Annotated in this window: 20 protein-coding genes; 10 read left to right on the forward strand and 10 right to left on the reverse strand. The window is 69.6% G+C overall.

The genetic code is table 11. The features are described 5' to 3' along the window. Positions 1–7 precede the first annotated feature (7 nt). Both nhaA and ACWEOO_RS27960 read right to left on the reverse strand, forming a co-directional pair. Positions 8–1,222 carry a Na+/H+ antiporter NhaA gene (gene nhaA / locus ACWEOO_RS27955; RefSeq protein ID WP_452145550.1) on the reverse strand — a complete coding sequence of 405 codons (1,215 nt, stop codon included), beginning with the start codon at positions 1,220–1,222 and terminating at the stop codon, positions 8–10. 71 nt (positions 1,223–1,293) lie between these two features. Further along, on the reverse strand, positions 1,294–1,956 hold the full coding sequence (locus ACWEOO_RS27960) for a haloacid dehalogenase type II (protein ID WP_452145551.1): 663 nt from the start codon (positions 1,954–1,956) through the stop codon (positions 1,294–1,296). Between the two features lie 50 nt (positions 1,957–2,006). Here ACWEOO_RS27960 and ACWEOO_RS27965 point away from each other — a divergent pair, with 50 nt between their 5' ends. Next, the gene (locus tag ACWEOO_RS27965) at positions 2,007–2,588 is read left to right on the forward strand and encodes a TetR/AcrR family transcriptional regulator (RefSeq protein ID WP_452145552.1); all 582 of its coding nucleotides are present in this window, start codon (positions 2,007–2,009) and stop codon (positions 2,586–2,588) included. On the opposite strand, the gene ACWEOO_RS27970 is transcribed toward ACWEOO_RS27965, so the two are convergent. Then, positions 2,589–3,536, reverse strand: a complete 948-nt coding sequence (locus ACWEOO_RS27970; protein WP_452145553.1) for a glutathione S-transferase family protein — start codon at positions 3,534–3,536, stop codon at positions 2,589–2,591. Between the two features lie 199 nt (positions 3,537–3,735). Between ACWEOO_RS27970 and ACWEOO_RS27975 the strand changes: the two genes are divergently transcribed. Beyond that, positions 3,736–4,494: a GntR family transcriptional regulator gene (locus tag ACWEOO_RS27975; protein WP_452145554.1), complete on the forward strand. Its 759-nt coding sequence runs from the start codon at positions 3,736–3,738 to the stop codon at positions 4,492–4,494. Between the two features lie 48 nt (positions 4,495–4,542). On the opposite strand, the gene ACWEOO_RS27980 is transcribed toward ACWEOO_RS27975, so the two are convergent. Together ACWEOO_RS27980 and ACWEOO_RS27985 are read right to left on the reverse strand one after the other, a co-directional pair. Further along, positions 4,543–5,217: a sugar isomerase domain-containing protein gene (locus ACWEOO_RS27980; protein WP_452145555.1), complete on the reverse strand. Its 675-nt coding sequence runs from the start codon at positions 5,215–5,217 to the stop codon at positions 4,543–4,545. Positions 5,218–5,382: 165 nt separating this feature from the next. After that, complete coding sequence (locus ACWEOO_RS27985; RefSeq protein WP_452145556.1) at positions 5,383–5,985, reverse strand: NAD(P)-dependent oxidoreductase; 603 nt, start codon at positions 5,983–5,985, stop codon at positions 5,383–5,385. 75 nt (positions 5,986–6,060) lie between these two features. Between ACWEOO_RS27985 and ACWEOO_RS27990 the strand changes: the two genes are divergently transcribed. Both ACWEOO_RS27990 and ACWEOO_RS27995 read left to right on the forward strand, forming a co-directional pair. Further along, positions 6,061–6,405 (forward strand): winged helix-turn-helix transcriptional regulator, encoded by a 345-nt coding sequence (locus ACWEOO_RS27990; protein ID WP_359941227.1) that lies wholly within the window; start codon positions 6,061–6,063, stop codon positions 6,403–6,405. A 47-nt stretch (positions 6,406–6,452) separates the two neighbouring features. After that, on the forward strand, positions 6,453–6,893 hold the full coding sequence (locus ACWEOO_RS27995) for a MarR family winged helix-turn-helix transcriptional regulator (RefSeq protein WP_359941224.1): 441 nt from the start codon (positions 6,453–6,455) through the stop codon (positions 6,891–6,893). On the opposite strand, the gene ACWEOO_RS28000 is transcribed toward ACWEOO_RS27995, so the two are convergent. After that, on the reverse strand, positions 6,890–7,033 hold the full coding sequence (locus tag ACWEOO_RS28000; protein ID WP_452145557.1) for a hypothetical protein: 144 nt from the start codon (positions 7,031–7,033) through the stop codon (positions 6,890–6,892). The two genes, ACWEOO_RS27995 and ACWEOO_RS28000, sit on opposite strands and share 4 nt — an antisense overlap. 252 nt (positions 7,034–7,285) lie before the next feature. Between ACWEOO_RS28000 and acs the strand changes: the two genes are divergently transcribed. Beyond that, the gene (acs, locus tag ACWEOO_RS28005) at positions 7,286–9,220 is read left to right on the forward strand and encodes an acetate--CoA ligase (RefSeq protein ID WP_452145611.1); all 1,935 of its coding nucleotides are present in this window, start codon (positions 7,286–7,288) and stop codon (positions 9,218–9,220) included. 49 nt (positions 9,221–9,269) lie between these two features. Here the strand turns inward: acs and ACWEOO_RS28010 are convergent, their stop codons facing one another. Continuing rightward, positions 9,270–9,764, reverse strand: a complete 495-nt coding sequence (locus tag ACWEOO_RS28010) for a hypothetical protein (RefSeq protein ID WP_452145558.1) — start codon at positions 9,762–9,764, stop codon at positions 9,270–9,272. Continuing rightward, positions 9,761–10,477, reverse strand: coding sequence for a class I SAM-dependent methyltransferase (locus ACWEOO_RS28015; protein ID WP_452145559.1), 717 nt, complete (start codon positions 10,475–10,477; stop codon positions 9,761–9,763). The genes ACWEOO_RS28010 and ACWEOO_RS28015 overlap by 4 nt, the downstream gene beginning before the upstream one ends. A 49-nt stretch (positions 10,478–10,526) precedes the next feature. On the opposite strand from ACWEOO_RS28015, the gene ACWEOO_RS28020 reads away from it, so the two are divergent. From ACWEOO_RS28020 to ACWEOO_RS28035, 4 genes are all read left to right on the forward strand, one after another. Continuing rightward, positions 10,527–10,967 (forward strand): hypothetical protein, encoded by a 441-nt coding sequence (locus tag ACWEOO_RS28020; RefSeq protein ID WP_452145560.1) that lies wholly within the window; start codon positions 10,527–10,529, stop codon positions 10,965–10,967. A 56-nt stretch (positions 10,968–11,023) separates the two neighbouring features. Continuing rightward, positions 11,024–12,259, forward strand: a complete 1,236-nt coding sequence (locus ACWEOO_RS28025; RefSeq protein WP_452145561.1) for an MFS transporter — start codon at positions 11,024–11,026, stop codon at positions 12,257–12,259. A gap of 141 nt (positions 12,260–12,400) precedes the next feature. Next, positions 12,401–13,720, forward strand: coding sequence for a diguanylate cyclase (locus tag ACWEOO_RS28030; RefSeq protein ID WP_452145562.1), 1,320 nt, complete (start codon positions 12,401–12,403; stop codon positions 13,718–13,720). A gap of 46 nt (positions 13,721–13,766) precedes the next feature. Continuing rightward, positions 13,767–14,225: a MarR family winged helix-turn-helix transcriptional regulator gene (locus tag ACWEOO_RS28035; RefSeq protein ID WP_359941203.1), complete on the forward strand. Its 459-nt coding sequence runs from the start codon at positions 13,767–13,769 to the stop codon at positions 14,223–14,225. On the opposite strand, the gene ACWEOO_RS28040 is transcribed toward ACWEOO_RS28035, so the two are convergent. After that, a complete protein-coding gene (locus ACWEOO_RS28040) occupies positions 14,222–15,139 on the reverse strand; it encodes a superoxide dismutase (RefSeq protein ID WP_452145563.1) in 918 nt (305 codons plus the stop codon). The two genes, ACWEOO_RS28035 and ACWEOO_RS28040, sit on opposite strands and share 4 nt — an antisense overlap. A 98-nt stretch (positions 15,140–15,237) precedes the next feature. Between ACWEOO_RS28040 and ACWEOO_RS28045 the strand changes: the two genes are divergently transcribed. After that, positions 15,238–16,239: an ArsR/SmtB family transcription factor gene (locus tag ACWEOO_RS28045; RefSeq protein ID WP_452145564.1), complete on the forward strand. Its 1,002-nt coding sequence runs from the start codon at positions 15,238–15,240 to the stop codon at positions 16,237–16,239. Positions 16,240–16,798: 559 nt separating this feature from the next. Here ACWEOO_RS28045 and ACWEOO_RS28050 read toward each other — a convergent pair. Next, the gene (locus tag ACWEOO_RS28050; RefSeq protein ID WP_452145565.1) at positions 16,799–20,377 is read right to left on the reverse strand and encodes a discoidin domain-containing protein; all 3,579 of its coding nucleotides are present in this window, start codon (positions 20,375–20,377) and stop codon (positions 16,799–16,801) included. Between the last annotated feature and the right edge of the window lie 14 nt (positions 20,378–20,391).

The following is a 20,391-nucleotide window of genomic DNA, read 5'->3' on the forward strand; positions in this document are numbered from 1 at the left end:
ACCGCGGTCAATCGGCGTACGCGCGGTTTCGGCGAGCCAGCAACAGCGACGCGATCAGTGCGGCGGCCACCGAGGCGATCAGGACGGCGGCCTTCGCGCGCTCGACCTGGGCAGCGTCCGACCCGAACGCGAGCTGCGCGATCAGCAGCGCGACCGTGAAGCCGATTCCGGCCAGCACCGACACCGCGCCGACGTCGCGCCAGGCCAGATCGGAGTTCAGCTCGGCGCGGGTGAAGCGCGCGGTCAGCCACGATCCGCCGAACACCCCGATCGACTTCCCGGCCAGCAGCCCGGCGGCCACGCCGATCGCGACCGGGTCGGTCAGCAGCTGCCGTACGGCGCTGCCGCTCAACGTCACCCCGGCGGCGAACAGCGCGAACAGCGGTACGGCGACGCCCGCGGACCACGGCCGCAGCCGGTGCTCGATCCGCTCGGCCGGCGCATGCTCCTCACCGGGATCGGCGACCACGCGGGTGACCAGGCCGAGCGCGACGCCGGCGATCGTGGCATGGATGCCCGACTCGTGCATGAACCACCAGGCCGCGAGCGCGACCGGCACGTACAGGAACGGCGTACGGACGCGGCGGCGCTGGAGCAGGTACCAGAGGGCGATCAGGGCGATCGCGGCGAGCAGCGGGAGCAGGTGGAATCCGTGCGAGAAGAACACGGCGATCACCAGGATCGCGCCGAAGTCGTCGACCACCGCCAGCGTCAGCAGGAACGCCCGCAGCGCGCTCGGCAGCGACGACCCGACGATCGCCAGGACGGCGAGCGCGAACGCGATATCTGTCGCTGTCGGCACTGCCCAGCCCTGCGGTCTGCCGTCGTCCGCGGCCAGGTTGACGGCCAGGTAGATGATTGCCGGAAGCACCATTCCGGCGATCGCCGCGACCACCGGCACGACCGCCTCGTTGAGCTTCGACAGCGTGCCGACGACCAGCTCGCGCTTGAGCTCGACGCCGGCCAGGTAGAAGAACAGCGTCAGTGCTCCGTCGGACGCCCAGGCCTCGACGGTCAGCGGGCCGAGCTCCGTGTCGCTGAGGTGGTGGTACGCGTCCTGCCAGGGGGAGTTCGCCCAGACCAGCGCGACCACCGTGGCCGCGAGCAACAGCAGGCCGCCGGTCGTCTCGGCGCGCAACGTCTCGGCGAGGAACGCCCGCTCGCGCCCGAGGATGCGGGGGAAGGCGCGCTTCTTCTGCCGGATCCGAGGGTGCTGGCTCATGTCGGCCCTTCGTTTTCGGGGTCGGTCGGACGGACGCCGACCAGACTTCCCGGCACACCCTGCCGAGGATTTTACCCGGTGATCCGCGCGGCCAGCGCCTCGAAATCCGGAACGACGTGATCCGGCGTGCTGAACACCGTCGGGTACGGCGTCTTCCGCCGGTCGACGTAGAAGCCCTGGAGGCCGGCGCGCTGCGCGCCGTCGATGTCCCACGGGTGGACCGCGGCGAGGCCCATGCGGTCGACGGGTACGCCGCAGACCTCGGCGGCGTGCCGGTAGGCGTCCGGGTGCGGTTTCCAGCGCTGCGGCGCCGAGACGTCGAGCCGGTGCTCGAGGTACGGCAGTATTCCGCCGTTTCTGAACACGTTTTCCGACATCGCGGCCGCGCCGTTGGTCAGCGTGACGATCCGGACGCCGGCGTCGTGGATCCGCCGCAGCCCCGGTGCGACGTCCGCGTGCAGCGGCAGCCGGGTGAATCCGGAAAGCACGTTCTGGATCGTTTCCGCATCCGGTTCGATCCCGGCGTCGACGAGCTGGTCCGTCAGCAGGTCGGCGGCCACGTCGCGGAAAGCGGCGTACGCGTCGACCGCGGTCAGCGCGAACCCGTCCCGCAGGATCGCCGCGAACCATGCGTCGAGGCCGTGCCGCGGCAGCCCGGCCGCCGCGAACCCGTCGCGCAGCGGCTCCATGTCGGTCAGGGTCTCGTTGACGTCGAGCACCAGCACGTCGATCATCACGACTCCTCGCTATCTTGGATCGGTCGTTCCAAGATATGATGCCGGGTATGCCGGATGTCAAACATTTCGACGAGGCGGAAGCGCTGGCCGCGGTCGAGCAGCTGTTCTGGCGCCGCGGGAGCGCGGCGACCGGGATCCAGGACGTGGTCGCTGCGACCGGGCTGAGCCGGTCGAGTCTGTACAACGCGTTCGGCGGCAAGGACGACCTGTATGCGGCGGCGGCGCGCCGGTACCTGGAGCACCGGTCCCGGCCGATGTTCGACCGGCTGGCCGCCGACGGGCGTGGCCTCGCGGCCGTGCGGGCGTTCTTCGACCAGCTGCTGCGGTTGCGGTGCGCGGGCGAGTACGCCGGCTGGGGCTGCATGATGGCGAACGCGAACGCCGAGAACCCGCCCGACGCCGTACGGGCGGTCCTGTCCGAGCACCACTCCGTCCTGCGTGGCGCGCTGGCCGCCGCGCTGAAGGTTGCTCAGAGCAACGGGGAGTTGCGCTCCGGGGTCGAGGTCGCGGGCGCGGCTGAGATGCTGACGCTGCTCGCGTACGCGGTGAACCTGCGCTCGCGGTCCGGTGCGACGCGGGCGCAACTGCGGTCCGCGGTCACCGCGGCACTGGACGCGCTCGCCGCCTGATCAGGCGGTCCAGACGCGCGGGTCCGGCCCCTTCGGGACGATGCCGGTCGGGTTGATGCTGTCGTGGGTGACGTAGTAGTGCCGCTTGATCTGGTCGAAGTCGACGGTCTCGCCGAAGCCGGGCAGCCCGTACAGGCGGCGCGCGTACGCCCACAGGTTCGGGAACTCGGTGAGCTTCTGCCGGTTGCACTTGAAATGCCCGTGGTACACAGCGTCGAAGCGGACCAGCGTCGTGAACAGCCGCACGTCCACCTCGCGGAGCGTGTCGCCGAGCAGGTACTCGCGGTCCTTCAGGCGATCCTCGAGGACGTCGAGCCTCGCGAACAGCGCGTCGTACGCCGCCTCGTACGCCTCCTGGCTGGTCGCGAAACCGCAGCGGTACACGCCGTTGTTCACGTCCCGGTAGATCTCGTCGATCAGTTGGTCCATCTCCGCCCGGCCGTCGGGGATCAGCCGCGGGGCGCCGGCACGGTGGAAGGCGGTCCACTCCGTGGAGAGGTCGAGCGTGATCTGCGGGTAGTCGTTGGTGACGACCACGCCCGTCGTCGTGTCGACGATCGCAGGCACCGTCACGCGGCCGTCGTACGACGGATCCGTGCGCAGGTACGCCTCGGACAGGTACTCGATGCCCAGCACCGGATCGCGACCGTCCGCGTCGAGCGTGAACCGCCAGCCGCGCTCGTCGCGGATCGGGTCCACGACCGCGAGGCCGATCGCGTCCTCGAGGCCGAGCAGCCGGCGCACGATGATCGACCGATGCGCCCACGGGCAGGCCAGGCTGACGACCAGCCGGTACCGGCCCGGCTCGACCGGCCAGCGGCCATGGCCGTCCGGTCCTTCGCCGGGCGCCGCGGCTGAGTCCCGGGTGATGCGGCCGGTGAATCTGTTGCCCTGGCGTTTCCATTCGCCGGTCGACGACGTCTCCTGTACGAACTGTCCCGGGGTCATAGCGCTAAAACTACCCCCGCTGTGAATTGCCTGGGGCCGTGAGCCGTCACTGGCCGTGAGGCGGCACCGGACGTTACAGTCGGGCTGACTAGGTCGTCCGCGACAACGCGGTCACGGGCGGCCTGCGCGGTACGACCCCACCGCGGCCCGTGTCCCCGGCAACCGGTTTGCCGGGCAGATTCCCAGGGATACTGACCTCATGGCCCGCCCACGGAACAACCCCGGCGACCTCGCCGAGCTCCCCACCGAGCTGCGGCCCGATCGCCCGAAGGGTGACCAGATCCGCGAGATTCTGGAGAACCTCACCCGCTCGCTGGCCGTCGGCACCGTGCTGCCGTCCGAACGTGTTCTCGCCGAACGCTTCGGCGTCGCCCGGATGACCGTGCGGCAGGAGGTCGACCGCGTCGTGGCCGAAGGCCTGGCCAACCGCCGTCCCGGCGGCGGCACCTTCGTCGCCGAGCCGCGCCCGTCCCGGATGCTCGCGTCGTCGTTCAGCCAGGACATGGTCAACCGCGGCATCAAGCCCGGCGCCAAGGTCCTCGAACACCGGGTCGGCGCCGCCGACGAGCACCTCGCCCGCGAGCTCGAGGAACCGATCGGCACGCCGGTCCTGCACCTGGTCCGGCTGCGCACCGCCGACGGCGACCCGATGGCGATCGAGCGCACCGCCCTGTCCCTGCACCGCTACCCCGGCCTCGACGAGATCGACTTCGCCGAGAAGTCCCTCTACACCGAGCTCTCCACCCGGTACGGCGTGACCCTCGGCATGGTCTCCGCCTCCATCGTCGCCGCCCCACCCGAACCGGGCGACGCCGAACTCCTCGAGATCGACAGCTCGACCCCCTGCCTGATCATCACCGTCGCCCCCCGCACCGCCACCGACCAGGTCATCGAATTCGGCCGCTCCGTCTACCGCTCCGACCGCTACGACATCACCGTCGCCTACCGCGCGACCTGAGGTGTTTGGCTCTGCCACCATCCGGAGCTTGTTGTGATCCGCGCGCGGCTACACGTTCAGGCTGCGGAGGACGTTTGGCGGTTGGCCGCGGTCTGTCAGGCGGGTTACTACTTCTACGGTCAGGGCCTGGAGGAGTAGGGCGCCTACCAGGGTTGAGGTGGCGCCGGTGGGTTCTGGGGTGCCGGGGACCTCGATGAGGGCGTCGCCTGGTTCGCCGCAGTTGTCGAGGACGACGTCGGCGGTTTCGAAGAGGCGTTGGCCGCCGGGGGCTCGGGATGTCACCGCGTTGGAGTGGGCCAGGGAGGTCAGTGCGATCACCTGGACGCCGCGCGCACGAGCACCCAGGGCGAACTCGACGGGTACGGCGTTCCGTCCCGAGTTGGACGCGATGAGGACGACGTCGCCGGCGGTCAGCGGGTTGATCTCGAGCAGGACGTCGGCGAGGCCGGGGAGCCGTTCGAGCAGTGAGCTCTTCTGCAGGCCCTCGTGGAGCATCAGGCCTGGTTCGAGGATCGCCCGTACGTCGGCCAGCCCGCCGGCGCGCCCGTACAGTTCCTCGGCCAGCGCGTGGCTGTGCCCGGTCCCGAACACCCAGAACGTCTTCCCGCCGGCGAGCGCATCGGCGACCAGCCCGGCCGCCACCCGGATCGCCCCCAGTTGCGTGTCGGCGGCCCGCTGCGCGATCGCCAACGCCTTGCCCAAGTACTCCTCGGCCCCAGCCATGCCCCGAACCTATCGTCCGCACGCCAGGCCACGCTAGGCACCCGTCTAGACCACTACCTCGAGCAGCAGCTCGACAGTACGTATAGGCCCACCGGCGCCGCTCACACGCCTGGCGCTCCGTCCGTCACCGACGCAGTGGACGTATACGTACTGTCGAGCTGCAGGCTAGACGGTCACGCCGATCGCCGTGCGGTGGTGCGTCGGGTTGTCTGCCTCGTCGGCGAGGGCGACTGCGAAGTCGGCGTACGAGATCAGGTCCTGCGCGTCCGCCGGCGCCACCCGGTAGCTGCCCTTGCGGGACGGGTCCGCGTGGTTGAAGTCGCCGGTGGGTGCGAGTGACACCCAGTCGAGTGACGAGGCAACGAAGATGTCCAGCGCCGCCTGATGGGCGAGGAAGAACGAGCGGTACTCGGTCGGATACCCGCCGGTGTCCATCAGCAACGTCCCGTCGGCGGTCGGCAGGATCGACGCCAGCCCGACCCACACAAGCCGGGACACGCCGGCCTTCTCCAGCCCTTCCGCAAGCGCCTGAGCCGCCGCTGGGAAGAACTCGCCCGGGTCACTCCCGCCGTCATATACACCGGCGATCACCGCGTCGTACCCGGCGGCCAGGCCGGCGATCCGTCCCGCGTCCGTCACGTCCCCCGCAACCAGCCCACCCTCCGCCGTACGGGCGACCCCGAGCACGTCGTGCCCGCGCCCCCGCGCCTCCGCGACCGCCGCCGCACCCGCCCGTCCACGGGCTCCGATCACCAGAATCTTGCTCACCGCAACCTCCTCCTCCGAAACAGGTACGGCGACCGTAGAAGGGGGTGTGGTTACCGATTGGATACCTTGGGAGGCATGGAGGCGCTGCGAGCGGACATGTTCGAGGAGATCTGCCCGTCGACGGTGCTGCCGTTCCGGATCGGCAGTGACAAGTGGGCGGGCCTGGTGCTGCGCTGCCTGGAGGACGGCCCCCGCCGGTACTCCGAGCTGCGGGTCCCGCTCGCCCGGATCAGCCCGAAGATGCTCACCCAGTCGCTCCGCAACCTCGAGCGCGACGGGTTCGTCAGCAGGGCGCAGGACGAACGACGGGTCACCTACGAGCTCACCGCTCTGGGTCGCAGCCTGCTCGGTCCGCTGCGCGCGTTCTGCGACTGGGCCGAGGATCACTGGGACGAGCTTCTGGACGCCCGCGAATCGTAGGTTGTGCCAACGCTGGCGACGAACCGGTCAGCGCTTAGACTGCGCGGGTGGATGAGCAGACTCCGACCGCCCTGACCCAACTGCCGAGCTGGCTGCTGACCCAGAGTGCGGCCCAGGCGCACCGGGTCGTCACCGAGTCGTTCGCGGCCGGCGGCGCGCGGGCGTACCACTTCCGCCTGCTCGCGACGCTGGTCGAGTTCGGGCCGGCCAGTCAGGCCGAGCTCGGTCGGCGCAGCTCGATCGACCGCAGCGATGTGGTTGCCGCGCTCAACGAACTGGAGGCGGACGGGTACGTCGAGCGCAGCCCGGACCCGGAGGACGGCCGCCGCAACGTCATCACGATCACCACGGCCGGCAAGCGCCAGTACCGGCGGCTGACGAATCTGGTCGGCAAGGCGCAGGAGGAGATCTTCGCCCCGCTGTCGGCCACGGACCGTACCCGGCTGACCACGATCCTCGGCAAGCTCCTCGCCTACCACCAGGCCTAGTACGTCGGCAGCTGCGCGCGGGCGGCCTTCTGGGTCCGGCGGACGCGCAGCTCGCGGGCGTGCACCCGGCGGCGCGCGGCCCAGGAGATCTTCCGGCGTTCCTCGGCGGCGAGAGTCGGCGTCTGGGCGTTCGGCTGCATCGGGTTCACATCAAGTCCGATGCACGCCCGGGCGGTTTGGTTCCGCCGTACACCGGAATTCCCGGGCCGCCCGTCCTCCGGCGCGGCCTGTTCGGCGCAGATTCGGACCGGCTCGGCGATACGCCGGTTCCCGTGGCGGGGTCGGCGTTGGTAGAAAGGTAACCGGGCGCTCCAGCGCGCCGAAGCCAGCGAGGAGGAGTCGTCGACGTGACGAATGCAGAGCCACCCCAGTCCGAGGCACTGTCGAACCTGATGCACGAGGAGCGCCGGTTCGACCCGCCCGCCGAGCTGGCCGCCAACGCGAACCTGAAGGCCGACGCCTACGACCGGGCCGCGGCCGACTTCGAGGGGTTCTGGGCCGAGCAGGCCAAGCGGCTGACCTGGGCGACCGAGCCGACCGAGACGCTGGACTGGAGCAACCCGCCGTTCGCCAAGTGGTACGCCGACGGCAAGCTGAACGCGGCGTACAACTGCGTCGACCGGCACGTCGAGAACGGTCTCGGCGACAAGATCGCCTACTACTTCGAGGGCGAGCCCGGTGACACCCGCGAGATCACCTACGCCCAGCTCAAGGACGAGGTCAGCAAGGCGGCCAACGCGCTGCTCGAGCTGAACGTCCGGCCCGGTGACATCGTCGCGATCTACATGCCGATGATCCCCGAGACCGTGGTCGCGATGCTCGCCTGCGCCCGGATCGGCGCTCCGCACACGGTCATCTTCGGCGGCTTCTCGTCCGAGGCGCTCAAGGACCGGATCCTGGACTGCGACGCGCGCGTCGTGATCACCTCGGACGGCGGCTACCGCCGCGGCGCGCCGGCGGCGCTGAAGCCGGCCGTCGACGCCGCGCTGGCGGACTGCCCCGACGTGCGCAACGTGGTCGTGGTGAAGCGCACCGGCCGGGAGACCGCCATGGTCGAGGGCCGCGACCTCTGGTGGGAGGACTTCGTCGGCAAGCAGTCGGCCGAGCACACGCCGGAGGCGTTCGACGCCGAGCACCCGCTGTACGTGATGTACACGTCCGGCAGCACGGGCAAGCCGAAGGGCATCCTGCACACCACGGGCGGCTACCTGGTGGGTACGTCGTACACGCAGTGGGGTGTGTTCGACCTGAAGCCGGACACCGATGTCTACTGGACCGCGGCCGACATCGGCTGGGTCACCGGCCACAGCTACATCGTGTACGGCGCCCTGGCGAACGCGACCACCTCGGTGCTGTACGAAGGCACGCCGGACACGCCGCACCAGGGCCGCTGGTGGGAGATCGTCCAGAAGTACAAGGTCTCGATCCTGTACTGCGCGCCGACCGCGATCCGGACGTTCATGAAGTGGGGCGCCGAGATCCCGGCGAAGTTCGACCTGTCCTCGCTGCGCGTGATCGGGTCGGTCGGCGAGCCGATCAACCCGGAGGCGTACGTCTGGTACCGCGAGCACATCGGCGGGAGCAAGGCGCCGGTCGTCGACACCTGGTGGCAGACCGAGACCGGGATGCACATGATCTCGCCGCTGCCGGGTGTGACCGCCGGTAAGCCGGGCGCCGCGATGAAGGCGATCCCGGGCGTGAACGTCGACGTCGTCGACGACGCCGGCAACCCGGTGCCGAACGGGTCCGGCGGCTACCTGGTCATCACCAAGCCGTGGCCGGCCATGCTCCGGACGCTGTGGGGCGACGACCAGCGGTTCGTCGACACGTACTGGTCGCGCTGGCCGGGCATGTACTTCGCCGGTGACGGCGCGAAGAAGGACGAGGACGGCGACCTCTGGCTGCTCGGCCGGGTCGACGACGTGATGAACGTCTCCGGCCACCGGCTCTCGACGACCGAGATCGAGTCCGCGCTGGTCTCGCACCCGAAGGTCGCCGAGGCCGCCGTGGTCGGCGCGACCGACCCGACGACCGGTCAGGCGATCGCCGCGTTCGTCATCCTGCGCTCGGAGGCCGGCGACGGCGGTCCGGACGTGGTGCAGGAGCTCCGCAACCACGTCGCCACGGAGATCGGCCCGATCGCGAAGCCGCGGCAGATCATGGTCGTCTCGGAGCTGCCGAAGACGCGCTCCGGCAAGATCATGCGCCGGCTGCTCCGTGACGTGGCCGAGAACCGCGAGGTCGGCGACGTCACGACGCTCGCCGACTCCACGGTGATGGACCTGATCAAGACCAACCTGGAGGCGGGCAAGTCCGACGAGGACTGACAACTCGCAAACAACAGGCCCCCGGGTGCATCCCGGGGGCCTCTTGTTGTCAGAGGAACGACGGCAGCTGCTCGAGGGCGGTCACCTCGGGCGGTGGGAACGCGGCGGATGGGCCGTTCGGGCCTTCCTCGGGACGGCGCAGGTAGCGGTCGACGAAGCGCTGCGTCGTGATCAGGACGTCGGCGCACTGAGCGGCAGTGAGCTTGCCGTCCCGCACAGCCTCACCCAGTTCGTCGAGGTCGAGGATCTGATAGCGATCCACCGCGGGCGGGATCAGGAAGTCGACGTACAGGTCGTGCACGATCAAGTCGTCGGCGTCGGTGCGCTCGATCTCCACCAGGTCGACGTACCACCAGCCCTCGACCGGCCCCTCGAAGACGCCCGGCTTGGTCAGCTGCACCCCTTCGCCGAGCAGCAGATAACTCCGATCGACGGCCGGCCGGCCCGGCACCTGGTACCGCGGGAGGATCCGCACGTCGTACGCGACGACCTCTCCGACCTGCCGGGCCGGACACCACTGCCCGGACCGGTGCAGGACCCTCATGCCGGCCGGGCGCGGAAAATGATGATTCCGACGTGCTCCGAGAGCCATTCCTGCTTGTGCGGAAAACGCTCTTTGTTCTCGTCGGACAGTTGCGGTTCGAGCACGTGCTCGACCCGGAAACCGTTGTCGGTCAGCGCGTTGTGGATGCTGGAGAACGTGTCCGTCGTGTGCGTGATGGTGATGTCCGGATTCCATCGCGACGGGTACGAGTACGGGCCGACCGTGTGATACGCGTCTCCCAGCGCGATCCCCTCCTGCGCGGAGCGCTCCACCGCCCAGCGGATCGGGTGCGCCATCGAGACCACCAGCACGCCGTCGTCGGCAATCAGGGACCGCACGGTGCGAAGGGTTCTGCCGCGGTCCTGGGCGTAGGCGAGCGACTGCAGGAACAGGACGACGTCGAACCGCCGGCCGTCCAGCGCGGAGATCTCGTCGAGCGTCGACAGGTCGCCGGGGACCAGAGTCACGTCTGCGCCGGCGGGTGGGGTCAGGAACTGGCCGCCGACGTCCACGCCGACCGCCGAGGCGGCGCCGTGCTCGCGGACGAGTTCGATCGTCTTCTCGCCGTTGCCGCAGCCGATGTCCAGCACGGTGCGGCCCTCGACGGGGCCGATCAGGGAGCGTTGCGCGTCCCATTCCATCAATTGGTCGAGTGAGTCGTCGCGGGCCCGGGATCGTTCGTAGTCGGTCGTCAGCGTTTGCCAGGGGTCCATGCCGCGAGGCTATAGAGGTCTGGCCCCTGGCGAGGACTATTTTCGAGGCATGACGGCCGTGCTTGCGATCATTCATGCCGGGCTGGCTGCGGGCTGGGTCGGCGGAATGGCGTACTCGTTGTTCGTGGTACAGCCGAAGCTGAAGAGGTACTTCGGACCCGACCAGGACGGTCGCGAGACGCTGACCGCGGTGATTGCCTCGGGCAACAGGTGGAAGGTGATCGGCCTGATCGCCGTCGTCGCGCTCACCGGTGGCGGCCTGCTCCTGATCAACCAGGACCACTGGCAGCTCCATGCCGTCAAGGGACTGCTCCTGCTGATCGCGACCGGGATCTTCTGGTACGTCTCCTGGCGGCACTGGCCGCAGCGCATCTTCGCGACCACGGCCGAGCTGCCGAAGCTGCAGTCACGCTTGGTGACACTGGCGACCGCGATGCTCGGACTGGCCGGTACAGCATTCGCTCTGGGAGTGCTCGCCGCACACCTGTGAAAAGCGGCGCACCGTAGTGTGCGCATTCCGTCGCGGATCGTGGGTAGTTTGACCTGGTGACCCGCCCTGTTCATCCTCCGACAGACCCCGCCGAGCAGCCTGCGACGTACGGCGAGGTCTTCGGTGTGGCCGAGTTCCGCTGGCTGTGGCTGGCGCAGCTGGGCTCGGTGATCGGGGACCAGCTGGCCCGGGTCGCCCTCGCCGTGCTCGTCTTCGACCGGACCGGCTCGGCCGGGCTGTCCGCGGTCACATACGCGCTGACCTTCCTGCCCGACATCGTCGGCGGCCCGCTGCTGTCCGGCCTGGCCGACCGGTATCCGCGCCGCCGGGTGATGATCTGCTGCGACATCCTGCGGGCGTTGCTGCTCGCCGCGATGGCGATCCCCGGCACCTCGTTGTGGATCCTGTGCGTCCTGCTGGTCGCGGTGCAGCTGCTCGCCTCACCCTTCCAGTCCGCGCGGGCGGCCCTGCTGCCGTCGATCCTGACCGGCGACAAGTTCGTCCTGGCCAGTTCAGTGACCAACATCACCGCGCAGGCGGCTCAGCTGGCCGGGTTCGTGACCGGCGGCACGCTGGTGGCGGCCTTCGGCGTCGAGAAGGCGCTGCTGGCCGACGCGGCCACGTTCGCGTTGTCCGTGCTGCTGCTGAAACTCGGCGTCCGGGAGCGCCCGCTGCCGCAGTCGGCCGACGCGCGTCCGGGCTGGTGGGAATCGTTGTCGGCGGGCGCCGGGCTCGTCTGGAGCGACCGGCGGCTGCGCTACCTCGTCGCGCTGGCCTGTGTCGCGGGTTTCTACGTGAGCGTCGAGGGACTTGCCGCGCCGTACGCCGCGGCGGTCGGCGGCGGACCGATCGCCGTCGGGATCCTGCTGGCCGCGAATCCGGCCGGCCAGATGGTCGGCATGCTGCTGCTGACGCGTGCCGCACCGGCGCGGCGGCTCACGCTGATGGGGCCGCTGGCGATCGGGTCCTGTGCACCGCTGATCGGCTGCGTCGTCCAGCCCGGGCTGTGGATGACCGTCGTGTTGTGGATGCTCTCCGGACTGTGTGCGTCGTACCAGCTCGCCGCCAGCGCGGCCTTCGTGCTGAACGTCCCCGACGCACAGCGCGGCCAGGCGTTCGGCCTGGCGCGCACTGCGCTGATCGTCTCCCAGGGAGTCGGAGTGCTCACTGCCGGGGCGGCGGCAGATCGGTGGTCGCCGGGTTTGGTGGTGGCGACCGCCGGTATTGTCGGTGTGCTCGTCGCAGCGGGCGCGGCGTACGGATACGCCGGCGCTACGCGACAACCGGCATGAGTGGTCACCAGTCGTTGTTCTGCATGGCGGCGGCCTCCTCTCGCGGAATCCGGGCGAGGTAAAACCAGAGAAGCCATGACAATGCGTGCACATCGCGGCTACTCTGTGACAAGGACCGACTGTGAGGCGGGGGTCTTTTTCATGAGTATCCGGCATCGGCTGGCGCACCGTCGCCTGCGCCGGCGTCAGGACGCGGCGTGGAGCCCGACCAAGTGGGCGTTGTGGTCGCTGCCGCGCACGGTGCTGGGCTACGTTCTGGCGGTCGAGATCATCACCGCGGTCGTCGTCGCTTCGACGTTCGACCTGGTCGCGGTCACATCCGGTGACTGGATCCGGCTGCTGGTGCTGGCCGCCGGATCGGCGATCCACATCGAGGCCGCCCGCGACATCGAGCGGCTGCGCAAGGTCGGCGCCGAAGGCATTCCGTACACGAACCTGAAGGGGATGTGGACCTTCGCCGGCGTCCTCATCCTGCCGCCGCCGCTGGCGGCCGCGCTGATCGTCAGCACCTACGTCCACTCCTGGCTGCGGGTACGCCGGGTTCCGCCGTACCGCTCGGTCTTCACCGCGACGACTGTGGTGCTGGCCGGAGCCGCCGGTGCCGTCGCGCTGGCGGCGATCCGCCCCGGCGTCTATCCCGGCTATCCGGGCGGTCCGCTCGGACTCGTCGCCGTCGTCACGGCCGGTCTGGCGTACTGGTTCGTGAACTTCGCGCTGGTCGCGGGCGCGATCATGCTGTCGAACCCGGACTCCCCGGGGCGCAACGCCATCGGCAAGCTCTCGGAGCAGCTGATCGTGGCCGGCTCGCTCGGGCTGGGCGTCGCCACCGCCGCCTTGCTGCTCAGCCAACCGTGGGCCGTCGCGGTCCTGCTGCTGACCATCCTCGGCCTGCACCGGGCGCTCCTGGTCGAGCAGTTCCAGGCGGCGTCGCGCACCGATCCGAAGACCGGCCTGGCGAATGCCGCGTTCTGGCACGAGATCGCCCGCCGCGAGTTCGCCGGCGCCGAACGCACCAGCTCCCGGCTCGGTGTGCTGTATCTCGACCTCGACCACTTCAAGGCCATCAACGACACCTTCGGTCACATGGCCGGTGACGAGGCCCTGAAGGCGGTCGCCGCCGAGCTGCGCCAGGAAGTCCGCGACAACGACCTGGTCGGGCGGCTCGGTGGCGAGGAGTTCGTGATCCTGCTGCCGCAGACGTCCGCGGCCGACACCGCGCTGGCCGCCGAGCGGATCCGGCGCCGGGTGGCCGGCCTGGCGGTCACGATCCCGACCCCGAACGGGCCCGTCCTGTGCGAGACGATCACGTGTTCGATCGGCGCCGCGACGTACCCGGAGTCCGGCAGCAGCCTCGACGAGCTTCAGATGGCGGCCGATCTGGCCATGTACCAGGCCAAGGACGCCGGGCGGAACTGCGTGGTCTCGGCACCGGCCAATGGCGGCGACCTGCCTGCGTCCTGACTCCCCGGGCTCCGGGCCGCGGGCCGGAGCGGTAGGTGATGTTTGGATGCCTGTGCCAGGATTGCGCTTCCCGACGGAGGTGATCACGATGGCGCAGGAAGCATTGCAGCTGCTGGTCAGCATGCACCGGATCGTCAGGCACCTGCGCCGCAGCAGGACCACCACGCTGCTGCATCCGACGCAGTTCCTGGCGTTGATGCTGATCGCCGACGAGCAGCCGATCCGGATCGGTGAGATCGCCGCGCGCGTGCCGTGCTCCCAGCCGACCGCGACCACCACGGTCGCGGCACTGGAGGAGTCCGGCCTCGTCCGGCGGGAACCGGACCCGGTCGACGGCCGGGCGACCGCGGTGGTGCTCACCGAGGCGGGCGCCCAGACCGTCGCGGCGTCCGGCCGTCAGGCTGCGGACGAGCTCGCCAAGCTCCTCGACCGTCTCGACGAGTCCGACCGGGCCCTCGTTCTGCAGGCAGGCACGATCCTGAATCGCGTGACCGACGGGCTCTAACGCAGCCCTGGTACGACAGTCACCGTGTACGGCGGGGTGCCGGGCGCGACGTCCAGTTGGCTGTTCACCCACAGCAGCCGGCCGCGGTCGCGGGCGATCGTCGTCGGGGTCGCACCGGCCGCGCCGGGCCCCGAGTCCGCGACCAGCGTCGCCTGGGTGAGGTCGTCGTTCAGCATCGCGAGCCGGGTCACGTACTTCCCGCCGCCGGCGTTGTGGACGGCGTACAGCCGGTGTCCTTCGAGGAGGTAGCCGTCGCCGGACAGGATCCCGTTCGGGACGTCCAGGACCGTCACCTGCCGGCTGCGCAGGTCGATCCGGTACGTGACGTCCTGCCCCTGCTCGCCGACCAGGAGGACGCGGCCGTCGGTGACGATCCCGTTCAGGAAGTACGGCGTCGGCTGGATCCGGTCGCGGGTGATCCACGGTTCGAGCTCGCCGAGACCGTCGCGGGTCAGCGGCGCCCTCCAGATCTGGTTGTGCGCCGAGTCGGTCACGTAGACGGCGTCGCCGGCGATCGTGAAGTCGTTGAGGAACGAGCCGTCGGCAGCCTTCCGTACGCCGAGCAGCCGGCCGCGGGCGTCGTACAGGAAGAGCTTCGACGTGCTCGCCCCGGCGACCAGGACCCGGCCCCAGCGGTCCAGGTGGATGCCGGTGGCCGAGGTCCGTCCGTCGCTGCCGGCCTCGAGGAACAGGCTGAGGCGGGACGAGCGGGTGGTGCCGCGGTACACGGCGCCGGTGGCGACGCTGGTCACGTACATCGTGCCGCCGGGCGTGACCGCGATTCCCTCGAGGTTCTCGCCGGGCGTGGTCGAGACGACGTACTCGGTCGGGCGATGGACGGGACTGGCCTGCGCGGTGACCGCCGGGGTGGCCGCGGCCAGGGCCAGGACGGTGAGGACTGCGAGACGTTTCATCGGGCCAGCGTGGGATCGTACGACGTCCGGCGGCGACCGGATTCGGCCTGGGCCGAAGAGGTCTGGGCGGGAGACCCGGCGGCCGTCACAATCGGGGAATGATCCGGGTCCATTTCACCGCGTCGGACCTCGGACGGGTCACGTTCCCGGCCGAGCCGCACCCGCTGTGGGAGGCAGCGCTCGCGGCCCGGGCGCTCGGGGACCGGTCGATTTCACCGGCCGCGCGACGCTGGCGACGTACGGCGGCACCGCGGGTGCAAGGGTCGATGCGGCCACTGTTCAAGCTGATCTCGCCGGGCGGGTTGTTCCCCGACTTCCTCGTCCCGGACGTGCCGGGGCCCGATCTGGACTCGGCGCTCGAGGCTTTGCTGGATACGCCGGCTGATGTCATCCGGGGCGAGTTGGAGCCGTGGTTGCCGCCGGACATCGACAGGTACATGCGCGGGTTGCTGGACGGGCGCGCCGGATCGCGGCGGGCGCTGGGGGCGGCGGTCCGGGACTTTCATCGGCAGGTGCTGGTGCCGTCGTCGGGTGAACTGCAACGGCGGTACGGCGCCGACCTCGGAGTCCGGTCGCGCGCGGTCCTGCACGGCGGGACCGATGCGCTGCTGTCGTCACTGCATCCGGACGTCGAATGGTCGACGCCGGTGCTGACCACGTACGGCCCGGAGGACGACTGGACCGCGGACATCCACCTGGAGGGCCGCGGCCTGGAGCTCTATCCGTCACCGCTGGTCTCGAACTGCCTGGCGATGGACGCACCCGACCGACGCCCCGTCCTCGTCTACCCCTGCGCCGACCTGACCGAGCCGACCGTCGAAGCCGCAGACGCCCTCGCAGACCTCCTGGGCCGCACCCGAGCCGCTGTACTCCGCTCCCTCACCCACCCCGCCACCACAACCCAACTGTCCCGCCGAGTAGGCATCTCCCTGGCCTCCACCTCAGAACACACCCGAGTCCTCCGCACCGCCGGCCTGATAACCACCCACAGAACCCAAGGCACCGCCCTCCACGCCCTGACCCCCACCGCCCACAACCTCCTCACCGGGGCATCCCAGGGCATCCAGGGGCAGATAGCAAAATCCACCCCGAACACCTGAATCCAGCGCTACAGTTGTGGTTGCCGAGGGACACGAGTCCCCGGAAGTGAACCCGGCAGCCCTCCGGACGGTGGACGAGCCGGGTTTCGCGCTGTCAGGGCACTTTGACGTGGCAGAAGGGCGGCGACCGACTTCTTCCATTCTCCGCCCCGTACCCAGCTCCAGGCGACGGCGTCCGGGATCCAGAGAAGCGGATCGCTCTTCGCCGCCAACACATCCCAGCGAAGCGTGTCGTGACACCCGAAGCGGTGCGCCGCCTCCCGCAAGCACCTGCGATCGTGCTCGTAGGTCGAGTCATCGCGCTCGATCACCAGACGTTCTGCCGACGTTGCGGTGTCTCTGACGATCGCGTCCAGACACCGTTTGCGGGCCTCGTGAGAGTTCACACGGACCGGGTACAGGTCGACCAACAGCCGAAAGTCGGTGACGACCTGCAGGCTCTTTGGCATCCCGGGGCAGATTGGAAGAGGGCTCAGACGCACGCAGAACAAGGGGATACGGTGGCGATTTGTGCCAGGGGCCGCCGGAGGAGATGGTTCGGCGGCCCCTGGGCGTGGGGTCAGTTGCGGTGGATGGTGAAGGTTGTGGTGGTGTTCTGGATGTCTACCGCGTTGTTGGTGAGGGTCAGGTTGTTGAAGGTGACTTCGCCGCGGGCGGGGCCTTCGCCTGGTTCGGGGAGTTCGTTGGCCCAGATGGCGTAGCCGGACTTGGCGTCGAACGCGTCGCCGGACTTGCGGGCGCCGGAGACCGTGGTGTTGGTGAAGACCGTGTCCGCGACCGGAAACAGCGGGCTTCCGCCGACGTAGTCGGTCTGGAACATGATCCCGGAGTAGGTCGGATCGACGACGTCCAGGTCGGAGACCCGGATGCCCTGGAACACCTTGGTCGCCGAGTAGATCCACACCGCGGGGAAGGTCTGGTTACCCCAGAAGTGACCGCCGGACCGGACGACCGAGGCGTTCTGGAACTGCGTCGGCGGCGTGGCCCCGAACCCGTTCATCGGGATCCCGAAGTCCAGCGAGCTGATCGTGATCCCCGGATAGGTGAGCATGTCGGCCGCGTACAGGTTCCGGAAAACGTTGTTCGTCCCGCCGTACACGGCGAACCCGGCGGCCCGCCAGGTGAGCATCGCCGACAGGTTCTCGAACACGTTGTCCCGGACCTCGCCGCCACCGTTGTCGGTGGCGTTGAACAGCGCGAAGCTGTCGTCACCGGTCGAGCGCGCCTCGTTGTTGCTGACGGTGTTTCCGGACGACCCGTTCGTCATGTTGATGCCGTCCGCGAACGTGTCCCGGATGCGCGAGTTCTTGATCACCGAGTTGTCGGTGTTCGCGCCCCAGTACAGGCACATCTGGTGCTCGATCCAGATGTTGTCGATCGTCATGTTCGACGTGGCCGCGAAGTTGAACACCTTGCCCGGGCCGTCGTTGCGGCTGTCGTAGTTCCCGAGGTACGAGAACCCGCGGAACGTGGACCCGTTCGCCGACGGCTGCGCGTCGAACCCGACATCGGTGTTCGACTGGTTCTGCGGCGCCACGAACCGCGTGAACCACGGCCCGGCGCCGACGACCTGCACGGCCCGCCCGGAGACGTTGAACTTCGAGGACGTCTGGTACTCGCCCGCCGGCAGGTAAACACCCTGCAGCGTGGAGTCCTGCCGCACCTGGTCGAGCGCGTTCTGCACGTCCTGCTGGGTGAACCCGTTCGGCGTCACGAAGCCCGCGCCGGGGTTCGGGACCGCGGTCACCGCCTCGGTGTCGAGGAAGTCGATCGAGTACGTCGTACCGTTCGCCGGATCCTTCTGCAGCCGGATCTTCGTGCCCGCCGGGTAGGTCTGGTCGAGCATCAGGTTCGCTTCGTCGTAGATGTGCCGCGCCGGTCCCGAGCCGGGCGAGTTGTTCGGCGACGCCTCCGCGCCGTACAGCCAGGAGTACTTCGAGGTGAGCGGCAGCGACTTCGCGAAGGTCCCGTTCACGTAGACGCTCAGCGACGAGGATTGGCCGCCGCCGCCGGCGGAGTCCGGGATCGAGAAGCGTGTGACGAGGGTGTTCGTCGCGGCCCGCGTGGTGAACTCGACGTACGCGCCGTTCGAGTTCAGCGTCACCGCGCGCCGCCCGGACGCCTCGCCGGCCAGGTCGCCGATCGTCCGGTTCGGCCCGATCACGGCCGCGCCGCCGCCGACCGCGGCGTCCTCGGCCTCGAGGTGGTCGTACGGCATGTTCGCGCCGCGACCGACGAACAGCGGTCGTTCACTGGTGTTGTTGGTCCGCTTCACCGGCAGCTCGTTCGCGTCGTCGGCCAGCACTACACGCACGGTGTAGCGGCCGTTCGACGCCGTCCAGTTGCCGAGAGCAACAGCAGGGGTGGTCGCACCGGCCGCGATCGACCCGGTGTAGGCGCCGGTCAGCGTCGTCACCACGGACGAGCCGTTCAGCACCGTCAGCGTGATCCCGTGCGCACCGGACGCGGAAGCCACACTGCCCTGGTTCCGCAACGCCACGGAAAACGCGACGGAATTTCCTGCCGACGGATTTCCGGGTGTCCAGTTCACCGCGGCCGCCACCAGGTCCGAGCTCGCCACCGGCGTCACGACCAGTGGCCCGGACGCCTGGGCAGTGTTGTTCCCGTCGTTCTGCTCGATCACCGCGTTGGCCTCGTCGACCTTCGCGCTGAGCGTGTACGAGCCGGCGTCCCGCGTCCCGATCGACGCGCTCACCGTGGTCGACGCACCGGCCGCGAGGGCGCCGACCGCCGCCGTGCCGACCTTGGTCGCGCCGAGGTAGAAGTTGACGTCCGTCGCCGCGGATCCGCCGGTGCCGCCGTTGTTGACGGTCGCGCGGACGGTGATCACGTCCGTCTCGACCGGCGAGGTCGGTGTCCAGTTGACGTTGGAGAGCGTGAGATCCGGGTTCGGCGCCGGCACGCCGAGCACCTGCAGCTCGGCCACCTGCCCGGCCGGGGCGCCGGTGTTCCCGGTGAAGTTCAGCCGTACGTCGGCGACGCGCGCGCTGACCGGGATCGTCACCGCGTTGCCGTTCGCCGGGGTGAAGTCGTAGGCCGCCGAGCCGACGATCGTCGTGAAGGTCGAGGAGCTCTGCTCGCGCCCGAGGATCGAGACCGTCTGCGTCCGCGGTCCCCAGGCCGGATCGGGGTTCAGCCGGATCACGACGGAGCTGAGGTCCGCGTTCGCGCCGAGCTGGGTGGTGAGCGTCGCGGGGTTCGCGTTGCCCTCCCAGTACGTCGTGACGTTGTCGTCGTTGGCGTTCGTCGCGACGAAGGTGTGCACGAACCCGGACGCGGTGATCGGCTTGTTCAGCGCTAGGTTGCTTCCCGTCCCGCCGCTGCCGTTCCGGGTGACCATGTTGCTGTTCGCGGACTGGTTGCCAGCGGCATCTTTCGCGCGGACGTAGTACGCGATCGACACGTTGGCGGGCTGGTTGTCGGTGTAGGTCAGTACGTTGCCGGCCACGCTGGTCCGCAGCTGGCCGTTCGCGTACACGTCGTACCCGGTCACGCCGACGTTGTCGGTCGACGAGTTCCAGGTGAGCTTGATCTGCCCTGCGCCGGGCTCGGTGAAGGCCAGGCCGCCCGGGGCGGTAGGAGCCTGGGTGTCACCGGTCGCAGGCCCGTAGACCTCGAGCTCGGACAGCTGCCCGGCCGGCCAGCCGGTGTTGGCGGTGACTCGGATCCGGACGTACCGCGTGGTGGCGGTGCCGTAGTCGACGGTCACGGTGTTGTCCGGCGGGCTGAACGTGTGCGCCGCGGACGCGGACAGGTCGGTGAAGTTCTGCCCGTCGGTGCTGCCCTGGACCGCGAGCGTCTGGTCCCGGGCGCCCCAGTTCGCGGTCGGCAGTTTGAGTACGACCTGGTTGGTCGCGACCGAGGACCCGAGGTCGACCTGGACCCACTGGGGGAACGCGTTGTTCGCGCTCTCCCAGTAGCTGCTCTGGTTGCCGTCGGTGACGTTCGACGCGACGTAGTTCTGGGTGCTGCCGCTGGCCGACGCGGCCTTGCCGGCGGCGAGGTTGGGGCCGGCGAGGACGGCGGCCTGCGCGGCCGGCGCCGGCCGGACGAGGGGTGCGGCCGCGAGACTCGCGGCCAGCAAGGCGGTCAGCAACCGCCATCGGGGGTTTCGCATGAGACCTCTCCTGG

It is taken from the genome of Kribbella sp. NPDC004138, assembly GCF_053603655.1.